The organism is Rossellomorea vietnamensis, from assembly GCF_001305855.1.
GTDB lineage: Bacteria > Bacillota > Bacilli > Bacillales > Bacillaceae_B > Rossellomorea > Rossellomorea vietnamensis_A.
Genome location: NZ_LIXZ01000016.1, coordinates 1 through 14,849, shown reverse-complemented (window position 1 = coordinate 14,849; position 14,849 = coordinate 1). Strand labels below are relative to the sequence as shown.

Sequence of the window (14,849 nt, the reverse complement as noted above, 5' to 3'; positions counted from 1 at the left end):
AAGGGACGTATCTCACTTTTCGCAAGGTGAGGTCCGTCCCCATTTAGATATTAAACAAGAAACTGTCTCATTTCTTCGTCTGTTAAATCTTTTGGCTGAACACCTTGTTCTTTGCAGTATTTGTCCAGTGCCTTTATTTTCACTTTGGGGGATTCGGCAGGTGCTGGGACATTTATATAAGAGCGCTCCTTGTTAAGTACACCTTTTATAAACTTCTTATTTTGTCCGTCAACACCATCCCAACCCCTCCCCATTACCACAAACTATTTATGAGCCAACGGACCTGTCCTCCCCGCTCACAACAAAAATACCATCCTCAATAGTCCATGAGAATGGCATTAAACTCTTAGTATGTGTTGTTCAATGATGGTAGTCATCTCTTCAAACGTATATTTATGATTCACAACATCCACAGTGAAATCTTGTTCTTCTTCTATTCCCATCGTCCATTTATAATGATTGATCTTCAGGAAAACGATGAGTGAAGCAAGAGCCGTTCGTTTATTGGCATTATGAAATGCATGGTTTTTTGCAATGAATTCAAATAGAGCCGCTGCCTTATCATAGATTTCAGGATAAGCATCACGACCAAAAGCTGATTGTTTTGGACGGTTAATGGCTGAATCAAGAAGGTGCGCATCTTTAACCCCCACTGGTTCATTTGGCGAATACAGACGAATTTGAATCGTGTTGATCGCAATCACCTGATTCGTTGTCAAATAAATAATTTGATTCATTATTTATCCACTAACCCTTTAAATGCCTGATCATGTTCCTTTATCACATCATTTAAAATGTCCATGAATTCAGCATCGACGCCTTCTGGAAGTGTTAGCTGCTCTTTTTTCCTCAACACAATTTTCCCTTCTACGACCTCAACCTGCACATCATCTCCCTGTGCTAAACCGACTTGCTTAAGTAGGTCAGTTGGAAGCGTAATGCCAAAGCTATTGCCTATCTTTGTCACTTTCCGTTCATATTGTTCCAATTATCTCACCTCTCATTATAACGTTATAACCATTATAACATACTAACGTTAGATATTCACGGGGCATAAAGCACAGTAGAAGCACAGGGACGGTTCTCCTGCTTCATTTCACCTACCAACACCCCATACAACTTCAAACTATCCCATTCCCTCCCCTATTTTCTCAGGTATTCGTGAGCCCAGGGACCTTTCCCCCGGCCTACTTTAATACGCCGAATTCAATGGCATGAAAACACTTGAACTTTCATCTATATAAACTAGACTTAAAGTAACGACCCTTAGAGAGGAGAAGCAAATGTGCAAAAGAAAACATTCACATTCAAGCTGTCTGATGAAGGATATTATGAGCTCCTCAAATACATGCCCTACTTCAGAAAAGTTCACTTCTTTGGAAACATAGGCGTGTTCGTGATCTCCACTGTATTATTTTTGTACTATAATCATGCATTTCAAGAATCAGCAAGTCCATCTTCCCCAGTGATGTTCGAATTTATATTGCAAGTGATGTTCCCAGCTCTATTGGCGTTCGGTTTATCCCTTGTCGTACACTTTCTGTTGTATCTCTATTTCCGCTTCCGAATCAATGCATTTCTGAAGAAATCAGCCCGACGTTTAAAAGAGAAATACCAGCAAGCATTCGATGAGGAATACATGATTGTGTTTGATCAGGATCAAAATGCCTTCTTACTCGGAAATCGACAACATAGGATTGGTCAGAATCTAAAAGTAGTATCTACTTCTAAACATCTTCTTTTTTATGATGGGGATGGGAAGTCTCAGACTAAGTTTTATATTCCTAAGGATGGGGATCGGGTACATCAGGAAAATGTAGCGTATATTAAAGATTACTTAATGAAAACCTCCGGAGTACAGTACGAAGAAAAAGGAAAAAGACTGCCGTAATCGATCACGACTGAAAATTAGGTCCACTAAAAGTTGTATCACCATAATCACCAGCTAAAATTAAAATATTATATCTTGTTTTATAATTCCCGTGTAGCATCATATTTGCAATATATCCATCAAATTCAATGGTTCTACCTTCATATTTTTTGCAAATTCACTGATAATCGGATCAGCTTCATTCTTCACTGCCAAGACAGCCGCAAAATCTTCATTATTTTTCACAGTTAATATTTCCTGTTCGCTTTCGACAGATGTATCATTGTTTGATTTGTCTTCTGTCTTAGAGTTTGATTTGTCTTCTTTATCATTCTTTGACTTATCATTTTTTGCAGAACTTTTTTCATCAGCAGATCTGCTATCACTTTTCTCTTCTTCTGGGAATGTGTGAAATGTAATGACTACTTCCACATCGTTTGAGTACCATTCATCTGGCGAATAGTCTTTATCTCCATCGACAGAAACAGATTCAACCTCGCCGTCTTTTGTCAACCAACCTGTTACTAAATCTTCTTGCTTCTCAGTCCTCATGTTCTTGAATCCTTTTTCCTTAAATTCAATAACTAAAAGTTGAAGGTGTAATGAAACCTATAAGATTTAATCAAGATGATGTAAACAAGCAATTCAATCGGGGCATTCCTACATCCAAGTCTGCTAACGAAAGTATTAATTAATGGAAGTAGAAGAAGTCAGTCACGATGATGGTTACCAAGTGACAGACCCTGATGAGGAAAAACAATTACTAAAGGCATTGGAGACAGATAATCCGATCCTTTCAGAAGAAGAAATCAAGAAGATGATAGAGAGCTAGCGGTAAACTAGAGATGGTTCGCATTCTACTTTTCGAGTTAGAGTGCGAACCGTCCCCAGTCTACTCCAATAGCTCTAAAAATTTGGTCAAGGGCGTTGAAAGATATTTGTCTTTCCGGTAAATAAAAAGTGTTTCAACTTTTCTGTATGAAGTTGAAATCTGATGCTGTCTTAGTGTGCCATCTTGTATCTGCTGTGCAACGACACTATATGGAAGCATACTGATTCCAAGTCCAGCAGCTACACAACCAATAATCGCATCAAGAGTACCAAATTCCATAATCTTGCTTGGAGCTACTCCTTCTTGATGCAACATATTTTCAAGCTTTGCCCGATAAGAACAGCCGGAGCGAAATACAAGCAACGTTCGATTCTGAATATCTGCGATCGATGATAAGGGTGGATGATTCATATCGGTAATGAGCACCATCTCTTCTTCAAATACTGTTTTCTGAGCGATATCAGGGTGACTTATAGGTCCAGAGACAAAGGCTCCATCTACTTCATAATGTAGAACTTCGTAAAGATGCTGGTCAGTCGGCCCTGTTTTTAACATTAGGTCCACCTTGGGATAATCGTGACTGTATTTTGAAAGCAATACGGGCAAACGGACAGCTGCCGTCGTTTCCATAGAGCCTATAATTAACGGACCTTTTGGCGTCTGATCATCTTTCATCACTCGATTTGTTTCATCGATTAACTGGAAGATTTTTTCAGCGTAGGTTACCAGTAATTTCCCTTTGGGCGTTATGGTGATGCCTCTGTTGTGCCGATAAAAGAGAGTGGCTTGCAGATGCGTTTCCAATTGCTGAATTTTAGTAGTGATGTTCGATTGTGCATAATTAAGCTCCCGCGCCGCACCTGAAATGCTTCCCATTTTTGCGACAACTTGAAAAACCTTCAAAGCTTGTATATCCATCAAAAAACTCCCTTAGTATATCTTCGTCATTTTTGGTATCTATAAAACAGATGTCTAGTATCACTTATATGCATTATACCAGATAGCTAAATGAAGTTATAATTACAGATGCAAGAGATTTTAAAGGAGGAAAAAGTTTGAATAAACCACCATTACTCTTGTTGTTAGGGGGAATGTTTTCTTTAATTATCGCCCTAGGGATTGGGAGATTTGCTTATACGCCTATTCTGCCAATCATGCAACAAGACCTTTCATTCTCTACTACTGCTGCCGGATATATCGCATCAAGCAATTATGCTGGATACTTAGTAGGGGCAGTTTTAACAGCGGTACTTCCTCTAAAGAAACATAGAACGTTTCTATTAAGGTTCCACCTTATACTCAGTATCTTTACCACTATATTTATGGGGTTAACAAATTCCCTAATACTATGGAATATATTTCGCTTTCTATCCGGATTTGCTAGTGCCTTTGTCATGATTTTAGCCTCCGGTATTGTTCTTGATAAACTTGCTTCGATAAACAAAACCCTTTGGTCGGGTTTATTTTTCAGCGGGGTAGGTATTGGTATCTTTTTATCCAGTATCCTGATCCCGATTCTTAATGACTCATTTCAATGGGAAGGCACGTGGATCGGACTGGCTGCGTTAAGCGTTTTCCTTATGTTCTTCGTGTGGATATGGCTGAAAGACACTACTCTGAATGATAAGAAAAAGGAGGTAAGAGACGTAGTTATTCCGACACCTCCTATGAAATGGCTTCCTTGGCTAACGATTGCGTACGGACTGGAAGGATTGGGGTACATCGTTACAGGTACATTTATTGTATCGATTGCCGAAAGTAGCCCTTCTTTCCATAGCGATGCTACGTTGGTTTGGCTAGTGGCTGGATTGGCAGCCATTCCGTCATGCACACTGTGGACTGTTCTCGCCACCAAATGGGGATATATCAAGTCTCTAATTCTTGCCATGGGTTTGCAGGCAATCGGTATTATGATTCCAGTAGTTTGGGTGACGCAAACGGGGGTCATTATAAGCGGCTTGCTCTTTGGTGCTACGTTTATAGGAATCACCTCGTTGGCATCCACATTAGGGCAGCAGATGAATCCCGCTAAAAGCAGCAGGATTATTGGCATCTTAACTGCTGTCTATGCTATAGGGCAATTGATTGGACCAAGTCTTGCTGGATTTATGTTTTCGGTAGCTCATAGTTTTAACGTGGCTTTAATGGGAGCAGCCGGGGTCGTTTTACTAGGAGCCTGTTTACTTTTGAACGGGATTAAATTTGAGAAGAAAGTGAATAATTTACCAAGCTGAGTCAGTTTGTCTGTAGAAAAAAATGACTGAAAGTAAAATGAAGTTCAAACGAGAGGATGATATCGATGTTATCAAATGCGCTTACTGAACTCTTGAAAATAGAATATCCCATCATACAAGCTCCTATGGCCGGAGGAGTAACAACATCAAAATTAGTGGCAGAAGTCTCAAATGCGGGGGGTCTGGGTATGATTGGAGCCGGCTACTTGACGCCGCACCAAGCTCGTGAACAGGTTAGGGAAATAAACCAATTAACCGACAAACCTTTTGGGGTTAGCCTATTTGTCCCTGAAGAATTTGATTTGATAGAAGGGGAAGTCAGCTCGGCTAACCATGCACTCCAGTCGATTCGAAATCAATTAACTCTGTCTCCAAAAGAACAATTTGACTTTCCGGCAACAGATGGTGTCCAGGAAGTATTTACTGATCACATCCAGGTGGTAATTGGAGAGAAAGTGCCCATTTGTTCATTTACATTCGGCATTCCATCAAAGGAAATCATCGCTGACTTAAAACGAAACAACGTATTCTTGATTGGAACCGCTACGACTGTCGAAGAAGCGATTGAAAATGAAAAAGCTGGAATGGATGCCATCGTCGTGCAAGGAAGCGAAGCCGGTGGGCACCGGGGGAGTTTTATGGATGGTAATCAAGAAAAGCTTATAGGTTTGATGTCTTTGGTTCCACAGGTGGTCGATCAAGTAAGCATCCCGGTTATTGCAGCCGGAGGCATAATGGATGGAAGAGGGCTGATGGCTTCCTTTTGTTTAGGAGCAAAAGGGGTTCAAATGGGTACCGCTTTTCTGACTTGTGAGGAAAGTGGAGCGCAGGAAACGCATAAAGCAGCGATTCTCAACGCTCATGAAGACCAGACGGTATTGACACGTTCATTCTCCGGAAAATGGGCAAGGGGAATTGAGAACCGGTTTATCACAGAGATGAAAATACACGAACGCTTTTTGCCAGATTTCCCTATCCAAAATGTCTTGACCCAAGATATACGAAAAGCTTCTGCTATTCAGAAAAACACTGAGTTTATGTCGCTCTGGTCCGGACAAAGTCCAAGATTAGCTAAAAATCAAACGGTCAAAAAATTGATTCAATCGATCATAGAAGATGTAAAAAAAATCAATCTTAATTTGCATAAGCACAGGGACGGTTCTTGTGCTTCGGAAGCAAGAGAGCCTTCCTTATGGTTCCCCGTAACTAAAATCAAGAAATTAAAAAGCCTGTGACCTTTTTGGTTACAGGCTTTGGTTGTTATAGATAATGACGGAATGACCCTATACTTCGACATTCTCTACCTCTTAAAGGATATTTTTCTTCAAAAGCATGAGCCCCCCTCTCTTCCGCAATCAAAAAAGAGCAGATCCATCAGCTGCCAACAAATAATTAATCCTTACTAAAATGTATATTCATTTCGCCCAGCAGTTGATAGAAAGATACGTCACTCATGGAGTTTAACCTGTGTTTCACAGTTGGAAATTCAAGTTCCCGGGTCGTTTGATTAGGGACAATGATACATGTTAAACCTGCCTCCACAGCAGCCGATGCCCCATTTGCAGAATCTTCAAAGGCAATGCACTCTGAAGGCGATACATTTAAGTCTTCTGCTGCAAGCTTATATAAAGCAGGATCTGGCTTTACGAATTCAACATCGTCTGCCGTTCTGATTGTTTCAAAATAATCGGTCAGATCAAGGTTCGTTAAATGTTCCGTGACCCACTTTCTGTTCGAGCTTGATGCCAGTCCAATCCTTAGTCCTTCGGATTTAGCGCCCTTCAAGTATTCAAGGACCCCCGGCCGTGCCTCGAGCACGCGTACCCGTTCTGAAAATTTCTGCTGGTTTTGGGCTTTCAACAGCTCACGGTCGACCTTCACCGAGGCAAGTTCCCTTTCTAATAGATCAAAGATAGTGAATGTGCTTTTTGTACCGATATGTTCAATCCAATCGGCATAAGGAAATACAAGACCATGGTCATTAAACATTTCTTGAAATATTTCCACATGAAGGGTTTCCGTATCTAAGATCAGTCCATCAAAATCAAAAATAACTGCTTTATACATTCCCTTCACCCTCTTTTATTCGTTTTGGTCTATAATATGTTCCAAACTCAATTTCACCCGTTCCGCAATTAAATAGTATTTGGAGTAATGGACAGGAGCATCATTTTCCCCGAAGATCACTTTATCCACCGATACGAGCAAATTTAAGCTATTCACCTTTAAGTGTCTTTGCAGTTCTTCATCGGGATGAACAAACTCCAAGTTCTTATTTACTCTTTTAAACTTTACTCCATAATCATCATGAATGATGGCGAAGGTTGAACTTTCAGGCGTAATTTTTTCTTCGATGCCAGGATAAAGGTCTGTCGGTAAATAGGCAAAGTCCAGACTTAACTCCTGGTCATTGCGATAAACTTTTCTTACCAGTTCTATATATTCATCGTATCGCTTTTCAAAAATCCGGTCTAAATCCTCATTACTATTCACTCTCTGGATGGAAATGACATCTTTCGTGATGGTATCATTATCGGTCGTCAGCCCTTCTGAAAAACCTTGCAAATCCAACAGATGAATTTCTTTTCGTGGAGCGCTTACAAATGTTCCTTTACCTCTGACAATTTTCAGCGTACCTTCCTCCACTAATTCCTTGATGGCACGTCTGATGGATATCCGGCTGGCATTAAATAAATCTCCCAGCTCTTTTTCAGTGGGGATTCGATCTCCTTCTTTTAATCCCTTGTTATCAATATATTGTTTAAGACCAGTCATGATTTCTTCATATAAATAATGCTGTAGATTGTCTTTTTCCATTGTCAACGCCTCAATATCTCAATTTTACAATAATTATACATGAACCACGGTTGAAATAAAATGAATTACATTTTTGCAGGGTAGCCAAATCCTCCATATACTTGACATGTGTTTTCAGCTGAGACTGTCCCTTTTTCAATTGCCTTTTCGATGTCGTTACTCTTCACATATTCGGTTAGAAAACCTGCAATCAGGCTGTCCCCTGCCCCCATTGTATCGACCACTTCTATGCTGTGCAATGTTTGTTTGTAGATGGTTTGATTATGAACAAATACCGCAGGCTCCCCTCCCCGTGTCAACCCGATTATTTCAAAGCCAAACGGTGCAAGGCTTTCAACAAATTCATTCAGTTCTGTTTGTGATAATTCTGCAGCCGAGAAGAAAGCATAAGATACATACGGGGCAATAGAAGAGATATAGTCCAGATCTTTTCGATTTGAAAAATCATACGATATCTTAATCTCTTTCGAAATCTTATCCAGTTCACTTTCCATGGAAGAATAGCAGCTTACATGGCACAGGTCGAATTGTTTAAGGTAGTCCACTTCTTCCGGAATAAGCTGGATTTTAAAGCGATGTTGGACAGTGTCTTTAGGTCCGCCGACAAATACCCTGTCGTTCTCTTCTGTAAGCGCCACTTTCGGCTGACCGGTAATGCCGATAGCCTCCCGTGAGAATCGGAAGTCTACCCCTTCTCCCTGCAGTGCTGCCTTTATATGATCAGCAGGTCCATCTGTAGCAAAAATACCAATATAAGCAACCGTGCTTGCGCCATTACGTTTCGCATTTACAGCGACATTCACACAATTCCCGCCCGGAAAATATTCGTTTCGATCCAAATAGCAGTCTACAACATTGTCACCAATCGTAATTAGTTTCATAGGTTTCTATCCTTTCACCGAGCCTTCTGATAAGCCTCGCACTAAATATTTTTGTAGAACAATCAATAGAATAACCATCGGTACTGATGCAATCACCATTCCAGATAATAAGACACCCCAATCGGTTCTTAAAGCATCCCTGAAGACCATCAAACCGGATGGAATCGTTTTCAATTCACTGGAATTGATAAAGACAGTCGCAAATAAAAACTCATTCCATGCATAGAAGGCGTTAATAATGACGGAAGTAATGACGATCGGGATGGACAAAGGCAAGTAAATCCTCCAATAGATCCCAAACTCGCTGCATCCATCAATCAAAGCAGATTCTGATAGTTCTTTTGGTACAGTGATGAAAAAAGCGCGGATGAGGATAATCGTAAGAGGAAGCCGGTAAGCCACATACGTTAAAATTAACGCCCATCTCGTATCAATTAAGTTAAAGAATGTTAGAATCTCAAACAAAGGAATGAGAGCAACCTCCGGATTCATCATTAAACCGCCAATGATGAATAGAAGAGCTGCATCAATCCAGCGGTTCCGGTACCGGGCAAGAACAAAGGCAGCCATCGTACCTGACATCACCGTAAGGAGGATTGAAAAACCAGTAACATACGCACTATTCAAGAAGTAGTTTTGAATCCCATTTTCCCAGGCCGATGCGTAATTTTCAAAATGCCATTCACTCGGAAGTGCCCAAACATTTGTATAAATTTCCTGATAACTTTTAAAAGAAGAGACAAACATCCAAAAAAGCGGGTATAGAATCATCAAGGCGAAAATCAATAATCCAAGAAAAACGATGTTTCTGGATATACGTGTTTTGAGCGGCATGTAGTTTCTTTGGGCAGCCGGTACAATTGGTTTTTCAGTTGCAAGATTTTCTAGTTTCATCTTCAATCCTCCTTTCCTGTTTTAGACACTTTGATCTGGACTAATGCAAAGATCGCTGACAACAAAAACATCAGTGTAGCGATTGAAGAAGCATACCCCATATTGTCCTTAAAGAATCCATTTTGATACATATGGACGGCTAGTGTCATCGAACTGTTGCCAGGTCCGCCATTGGTTAGAATATAGGGTTCATTAAAGACCAGGATGGAACCAGTGACAGTAATCAGCAAATTGACAAACATGGTTTCCTTTACTTGAGGGAGTGTAATGTGAAAGAACTGACGGACTTTCCCGGCACCATCTATGTGGGAGGCTTCATACAATTCAGCAGGTATTTTTTGGATAGCGACAATGAACAGCATCGTGATCAAGCCGATACTCTGCCATTGTGACATGGCAATAACACTGTAGATAGCAGTCGTGGAGTTGCCAAGCCAGGGTTTTGCAAGGTCACCGAGTCCGATTAACTCCAGAAAACTGTTTAACAAACCGATTTGCGGATTATATACAAAGCCAAACAACAGCGCGATGACCGAAATGGAGATCATAACAGGAATAAAATAAATGACCCTCAGTGCTGGAGCGACTCTCCGAAACAACTTATCTTCTAAAATACTTGCCAGTATCAAGGCAAAAAATATCTGAAAGATCACCGATATCGCTCCATATTTCACATTGTTCAAGAATGCGATCCCGACCACATCATCCCGGAACAATTCTTTTATATTACTTAAACCGACAAACTCTTTTGAATCTGAAAACACATTGAAATCAAAGAAGCTGTTATAAAAGTTTTGAATGAGTGGTATGTAAATGAAAATACCTAAAAATAGGACGGTTGGCAGAAGGAATAAAATTGGCGTAATAGACATTTTTTTAACATTCATGTGTGTCACCCTCTTTCACGATAATGAGAAAGCCCCGACACCCGAATGTCAGGGCCCTCCTTTTTACTCACTCATTTTCGCTGCTTCAGTTTGAACCTCTTTCATAATATCTTTTGGTGTTTTTTGTTTCGTTGCGAGTTCCTGACCGCCTCGCATGAAGATATCCGCAATCGAAATATCAACCGCATTATCAAACCATGGTGCTGTATTGGATGCGTCTAACACAATTTGATACGCTTCATAGCTGGTAGGACTCGTATTCTCTTCGGTGACACCATTTTTCACGGCATTTAATTGGCCGTCTGCTTTCGTAAATTCCTGGGCTGTTTCCTCAGAAGTCAAGAATTTCAGGAATTCAACCGCTTCTTCAGGAGCATCTTTGCTAAGCATCCAGCCTTCAGGAGCCCCCGTCAGGGAATCCGCTCGTCCTTCTCCATCCGTTACTTCAGGGAAGTTGAAGAAACCAATTTCTACATCCCCAATCTCTTGAACCAACCCTACTTCAGCAAACTGCATATAGAGAACCGGCACTTCTCCAGCAGCAAACATATTACGTGCAGCTTCATGATCAATGGCAGTGGAGACTTCTCCCATATAATCCGTCAGCTCTTGGAACATCTCTAACCCTTTAATATATCCTTCATCAGTATAAGGTGAATCACTTTCCAGCTTATAGTCTGCCTCGCGGATTTCAGGATCCACTACGCGGTCAAAGATCGTCCCCATATAGTGGGAAATAGCCCACGCATTTGTTAATCCTTCAACAAGAGGAGTTTCATAGCCAGCCGACTTTAATTGATCCAATGCTTTAAGCATCTCATCGTAAGTCTTTGGAACCTCAATATTATTTTTTTCAAAGATTTCTTTGTTGTAGAAGAAGGCTTTTCCATCTACTGTGAAAGGAATACCATATGTTTTATCATCAAAGGTAAACCCTTGATACTGGGATTCAAGAATATTCCCGCTCCATTCTTGATCTTCACTAATGATATCATCTAGTTCTTTTATCCTGCCAGAGCTGACTAGATTTTCAGCAAAAGAGTCTGACCATGAAGAGAAAATATCAGGCAGGCCATCATTTGATACTAAAACTCTAACCTTTTCTTTATAAGAGTCATTTAAAACAGAATCGACATTAATGGTGACACCAGGATGCGATTCTTCAAACTCTTTGATTTTCTCATCATAGAATGATTTTCTGGGCTCATTTGGCCAACGGTGAAAGAAATCAATAACGACCTCCCCTTCTTTAGATGCGGAACTTGATTCAGATGAGTTGCAACCTGCCAGAAGACTGGCAGCGGTAAAGCCTACTAGTAGAAAGCTCAACATTTTTTTCACTATTATCCCCTCATCCATACCGTTATTTTTTAATAGATTTTACACCAAGTGAATAACAATTAATACTCCATTTTCCACATGTATCTTCTAACAGACAACGGGTGGCCAGTATGTTCGGCCAAACCATCTGCATACAGGCGCATGACAGGACCTGCCAGGGCTGGACCAAAATACTCTTTCAAATCATCATCCACACCGCTGTAATCGAATTTGCTGACGTCCACCACTTCTACTTTCTCACTGTATTTTGTGACGAAATCCAGCGCACGCTGATCTAAAGGCTTACTTGGACCCTCACCTACAATCAACAGGAATGGAACATCATAATCCGTGATTTCAAACGGCCCGTGGAAGTATTCACCTGAATGAATCGCATTTGAGTTGATCCATAACATTTCCATCAGCAGACAGCTGGTGAATGAGTATGCATGGTGGTAATAAGCGCCGCTTGCCATCGTATAAATGGTTTTCTCTCTCTTATTCCGCTTACCGAATTCAAAAGCCGCCTCATTATGCTTCTCCTGATTCGTTTCGATTAATCCTTCAAGATTGCTTAACTGTTCAATTCCTCGATCATACTTTTCGTCACCTGTAAGGGTTTTTAACAATTTGAAAATAAATGTGTAATAAATACCGATTTCTCCATCGATGGCATTTGATCCATCTTTGTAATTGTAGTGAAGGACGTATTCTGCTTCTTTGCAAAGCGGGGATTCCGTATCCATAGAGATGGCAACAGTGACAGCACCAATATTTCTGGCATATGTAGCTGCTTTGACTGTTTCCGGTGTTGTTCCAGAGTGAGAACGCAAGATAACCAGACTGTTTTCATTTAACCCTTTAGGTTCGGAATGGACAAATTCGTTAGAAGTATAAACGAAGCTTGGTTTTCCAGTATCTTTCGTAACGAAGTAGTCACCAAACGATAAGGATGCCATTGATCCGCCGCAAGCGACGAAAAATACATTTTGAATATTTTTCTTCTCAATTGCGCTAATGGCGTTTTGGATCTGATTAACATGTTCTTGTTTCATTCCCACCTTTCCATTATTTTTGATAGCTGATTGAGATAATGAATGTGTCATGAAAAGCACCTCCGAGATTTTATGATGTTATGTGACATCATATTGATAATTATAATACGTCATATGACGTTATATGTARACAGTTTATTTATAATTTTCATACTATTTTTAATATACAAATAACGACAGATTCTGCAGTAGTATTTCAAGTCAGCACACGAAATAGCCCAATAATGGCATAAAAAAGACGTGCTTCTTTTGTTTTCAAAAGAAGCACGTCTCTTTTCCTATACTCTACCTGGCTTATAATTTTGATGGTTTTTGAATCAGCTTACCTTACTTTTCATCTGGGCTTAGTATTATGTCGGAAGTATCTTTGCTTGGAGAATACTTTCGTTAAAAAATCTTCCCCGGGAACCTCCACCCTTGTTGGCTTAATAGAGATCTTTCAATACATTTCGAGTTTATTATCTGCAGTCATTATGGGTTGAATCAATATTTCATTGGTTATAGTTCATCTACCGGCAGGGACGGCCCCGCCGTTGACCCGTTACGGGAAACAGAATGATTTCTTGTGGGCAGAACCTTTTACATAAACCCAGAAAACCACAATCCCAAAGTCGTCCCAATATAATTCCCAATAATATACCCCAACGTCCCCACCACAAGAATCGGACCAATCAAATCCTTCCACCCTTTCGCAATGGCCATCGCAGCAGCCGTTGTCGGCCCTCCGACATTGGCATTGCTCGCTAGAAGGATCTCTTCAAGGTCATACTTTAATAGCTTTCCTGCAGTCAAAGACACGGCCATGTTCACTACGACAATAATGAACACAAATACGAGCAGCAGCGGAGCATTTTGAACAATGAGCGGAATCGATGCCGGAATACCAATTACCACAAAGAACAAGTAAATGAGGAACGTACCGATTTCCTGGCTTCCATTAATCGATTCAAAGTACTTCGGAAACAAGGCCAGTGCCAGGAATGTCAATGTCGTCAACATTAAGTACTGGTCGCCGAACAATCCATTCAGCAAATTGAGAAAGAAAGACGTCTCCTCACCGGAAGGAATCACTCCGTCCAGGAATTCGGCGATTCTAAACGAAACCATCACGAGCAGGAAGGCAGTCCCTACAGAACGCAATATCCTTTAGAGAGATATCCTTTCGCTCCCAAAAGCTTTCCGCAAGGGTCTTTCCCTCTTCTTTCATTCTTCCGCTCTCCACCTTTTCCACATGCGGTGCGTTAAAGCGTCTTCTGAAAAAGCTCAGGGCCGGAATCATCATCAGAACGATGAAATAAATGGCCATCATTAAATTGTCTGCGACCACGGCGGAAGAAACCATTTCCCCAGGCGCTTCGAACTTTGCTGCCATCGCTGCAAAATTGACCCCGCCACCAATATAAGATGCACTAAGCATCGCGCCAATCTTATCAAGGACTGGTATATGATCCTTTAACAAAAAGAAACTGATGATCACCCCTGCAACCGTACCGATCGAGCTGATCAAAAAAAGAATCAACAGCCGCCCGCTTTCCTGCCAGATCTTTTTAAAGTTTACATGGAAAAGCAGCAGCGGAATCGCAAGGGGAATGATAAATGTCCAAACAGCATCATAAACCGGTGACTCTGTTGGAATAACTCCCGTATTTGATAGAATAATAGCACCTATCAGCGCCACAATGGCACCAGAAATCTTCGCCGCCCAACTGTAGCGCTGCTCTAAAATAATACTCACCGACGCCCACACCACAATGATTCCCCACAACGTTACATAATCATCTGCTTTAATTAACGTCTGCTCCAAAACGTTTCCTCCCTCTATAAATATTGATATATCAACGGTTTCACCCGTTGTTGGGATGTCAAAAAAATATTTTTTGACATACACCCTAACAGTATTTTATAAATATGTGATTCTCTTACAATCCTTGGGTGCGCTACGCGGTCACTACTGGGAAAATATAGTGAAGTAGTGATGATAAAATATACGATGCACAATGGATCTCTGCGTAGCTTATGATGACGTACCCTCCCATGTCTCTGGGCATCCAAGTGCCTA

Annotated in this window: 16 protein-coding genes and 1 pseudogene; 4 read left to right on the top strand and 13 right to left on the bottom strand. The window is 40.8% G+C overall.

The genetic code is table 11. The features are described from left to right. Positions 1-338 precede the first annotated feature (338 nt). Both AM506_RS17040 and AM506_RS17035 read right to left on the bottom strand, forming a co-directional pair. Positions 339-737, bottom strand: coding sequence for a type II toxin-antitoxin system death-on-curing family toxin (locus AM506_RS17040; protein ID WP_060673684.1), 399 nt, complete (start codon positions 735-737; stop codon positions 339-341). Further along, a complete protein-coding gene (locus AM506_RS17035) occupies positions 737-988 on the bottom strand; it encodes an AbrB/MazE/SpoVT family DNA-binding domain-containing protein (RefSeq protein WP_060673683.1) in 252 nt (83 codons plus the stop codon). The genes AM506_RS17040 and AM506_RS17035 overlap by 1 nt, the downstream gene beginning before the upstream one ends. 297 nt (positions 989-1,285) lie before the next feature. Between AM506_RS17035 and AM506_RS17030 the strand changes: the two genes are divergently transcribed. Then, on the top strand, positions 1,286-1,891 hold the full coding sequence (locus AM506_RS17030) for a hypothetical protein (RefSeq protein WP_060673682.1): 606 nt from the start codon (positions 1,286-1,288) through the stop codon (positions 1,889-1,891). A 4-nt stretch (positions 1,892-1,895) separates the two neighbouring features. On the opposite strand, the gene AM506_RS23440 is transcribed toward AM506_RS17030, so the two are convergent. Together AM506_RS23440 and AM506_RS17025 are read right to left on the bottom strand one after the other, a co-directional pair. Further along, positions 1,896-1,991 (bottom strand): DUF4839 domain-containing protein, encoded by a 96-nt coding sequence (locus AM506_RS23440; RefSeq protein WP_369117592.1) that lies wholly within the window; start codon positions 1,989-1,991, stop codon positions 1,896-1,898. Beyond that, a complete protein-coding gene (locus AM506_RS17025) occupies positions 1,991-2,422 on the bottom strand; it encodes a hypothetical protein (protein WP_060673681.1) in 432 nt (143 codons plus the stop codon). Before AM506_RS17025 ends, AM506_RS23440 begins: the two co-directional genes overlap by 1 nt. A gap of 142 nt (positions 2,423-2,564) precedes the next feature. Here AM506_RS17025 and AM506_RS22840 point away from each other — a divergent pair, with 142 nt between their 5' ends. Further along, positions 2,565-2,702: a hypothetical protein gene (locus tag AM506_RS22840; RefSeq protein ID WP_160316895.1), complete on the top strand. Its 138-nt coding sequence runs from the start codon at positions 2,565-2,567 to the stop codon at positions 2,700-2,702. A 60-nt stretch (positions 2,703-2,762) separates the two neighbouring features. Here the strand turns inward: AM506_RS22840 and AM506_RS17020 are convergent, their stop codons facing one another. After that, complete coding sequence (locus AM506_RS17020) at positions 2,763-3,620, bottom strand: LysR family transcriptional regulator (RefSeq protein ID WP_060673680.1); 858 nt, start codon at positions 3,618-3,620, stop codon at positions 2,763-2,765. 137 nt (positions 3,621-3,757) lie between these two features. Here AM506_RS17020 and AM506_RS17015 point away from each other — a divergent pair, with 137 nt between their 5' ends. Together AM506_RS17015 and AM506_RS17010 are read left to right on the top strand one after the other, a co-directional pair. Further along, positions 3,758-4,936, top strand: coding sequence for a YbfB/YjiJ family MFS transporter (locus AM506_RS17015; RefSeq protein WP_060673679.1), 1,179 nt, complete (start codon positions 3,758-3,760; stop codon positions 4,934-4,936). 65 nt (positions 4,937-5,001) lie between these two features. Beyond that, entirely contained in the window at positions 5,002-6,171 is a 1,170-nt protein-coding gene (locus tag AM506_RS17010; protein ID WP_082386427.1) for an NAD(P)H-dependent flavin oxidoreductase, read from the top strand. Positions 6,172-6,328: 157 nt separating this feature from the next. On the opposite strand, the gene AM506_RS17005 is transcribed toward AM506_RS17010, so the two are convergent. From AM506_RS17005 to AM506_RS16970, 8 genes and pseudogenes are all read right to left on the bottom strand, one after another. Next, positions 6,329-7,003 carry an HAD family hydrolase gene (locus AM506_RS17005; RefSeq protein ID WP_060673678.1) on the bottom strand — a complete coding sequence of 225 codons (675 nt, stop codon included), beginning with the start codon at positions 7,001-7,003 and terminating at the stop codon, positions 6,329-6,331. Positions 7,004-7,018: 15 nt separating this feature from the next. Then, entirely contained in the window at positions 7,019-7,753 is a 735-nt protein-coding gene (locus AM506_RS17000; RefSeq protein ID WP_060673677.1) for a GntR family transcriptional regulator, read from the bottom strand. Between the two features lie 65 nt (positions 7,754-7,818). Beyond that, positions 7,819-8,634: a PfkB family carbohydrate kinase gene (locus AM506_RS16995; protein WP_060673676.1), complete on the bottom strand. Its 816-nt coding sequence runs from the start codon at positions 8,632-8,634 to the stop codon at positions 7,819-7,821. Between the two features lie 6 nt (positions 8,635-8,640). After that, on the bottom strand, positions 8,641-9,528 hold the full coding sequence (locus AM506_RS16990) for a carbohydrate ABC transporter permease (protein WP_082386426.1): 888 nt from the start codon (positions 9,526-9,528) through the stop codon (positions 8,641-8,643). A gap of 2 nt (positions 9,529-9,530) precedes the next feature. Further along, entirely contained in the window at positions 9,531-10,415 is an 885-nt protein-coding gene (locus AM506_RS16985; protein WP_060673675.1) for a carbohydrate ABC transporter permease, read from the bottom strand. A 63-nt stretch (positions 10,416-10,478) separates the two neighbouring features. Then, positions 10,479-11,747 (bottom strand): ABC transporter substrate-binding protein, encoded by a 1,269-nt coding sequence (locus AM506_RS16980; RefSeq protein WP_235576146.1) that lies wholly within the window; start codon positions 11,745-11,747, stop codon positions 10,479-10,481. 68 nt (positions 11,748-11,815) lie between these two features. After that, positions 11,816-12,841 (bottom strand): SIS domain-containing protein, encoded by a 1,026-nt coding sequence (locus AM506_RS16975; protein WP_235576140.1) that lies wholly within the window; start codon positions 12,839-12,841, stop codon positions 11,816-11,818. A 528-nt stretch (positions 12,842-13,369) separates the two neighbouring features. Further along, positions 13,370-14,594, bottom strand: a pseudogene (locus AM506_RS16970) (DUF819 family protein). Between the last annotated feature and the right edge of the window lie 255 nt (positions 14,595-14,849).

Coding starts and splice junctions, on each gene's coding strand:
- AM506_RS17040 (WP_060673684.1), bottom strand. CDS start 737: ATGAATCAAATTATTTATTTGACAACGAATCAGGTGATTGCGATCAAC.
- AM506_RS23440 (WP_369117592.1), bottom strand. CDS start 1,991: ATGCTACACGGGAATTATAAAACAAGATATAATATTTTAATTTTAGCT.
- AM506_RS17025 (WP_060673681.1), bottom strand. CDS start 2,422: ATGAGGACTGAGAAGCAAGAAGATTTAGTAACAGGTTGGTTGACAAAA.
- AM506_RS22840 (WP_160316895.1), top strand. CDS start 2,565: ATGGAAGTAGAAGAAGTCAGTCACGATGATGGTTACCAAGTGACAGAC.
- AM506_RS17020 (WP_060673680.1), bottom strand. CDS start 3,620: ATGGATATACAAGCTTTGAAGGTTTTTCAAGTTGTCGCAAAAATGGGA.
- AM506_RS17010 (WP_082386427.1), top strand. CDS start 5,002: ATGTTATCAAATGCGCTTACTGAACTCTTGAAAATAGAATATCCCATC.
- AM506_RS17005 (WP_060673678.1), bottom strand. CDS start 7,003: ATGTATAAAGCAGTTATTTTTGATTTTGATGGACTGATCTTAGATACG.
- AM506_RS17000 (WP_060673677.1), bottom strand. CDS start 7,753: ATGGAAAAAGACAATCTACAGCATTATTTATATGAAGAAATCATGACT.
- AM506_RS16995 (WP_060673676.1), bottom strand. CDS start 8,634: ATGAAACTAATTACGATTGGTGACAATGTTGTAGACTGCTATTTGGAT.
- AM506_RS16990 (WP_082386426.1), bottom strand. CDS start 9,528: ATGAAACTAGAAAATCTTGCAACTGAAAAACCAATTGTACCGGCTGCC.
- AM506_RS16985 (WP_060673675.1), bottom strand. CDS start 10,415: ATGAATGTTAAAAAAATGTCTATTACGCCAATTTTATTCCTTCTGCCA.
- AM506_RS16980 (WP_235576146.1), bottom strand. CDS start 11,747: ATGTTGAGCTTTCTACTAGTAGGCTTTACCGCTGCCAGTCTTCTGGCA.
- AM506_RS16975 (WP_235576140.1), bottom strand. CDS start 12,841: ATGACACATTCATTATCTCAATCAGCTATCAAAAATAATGGAAAGGTG.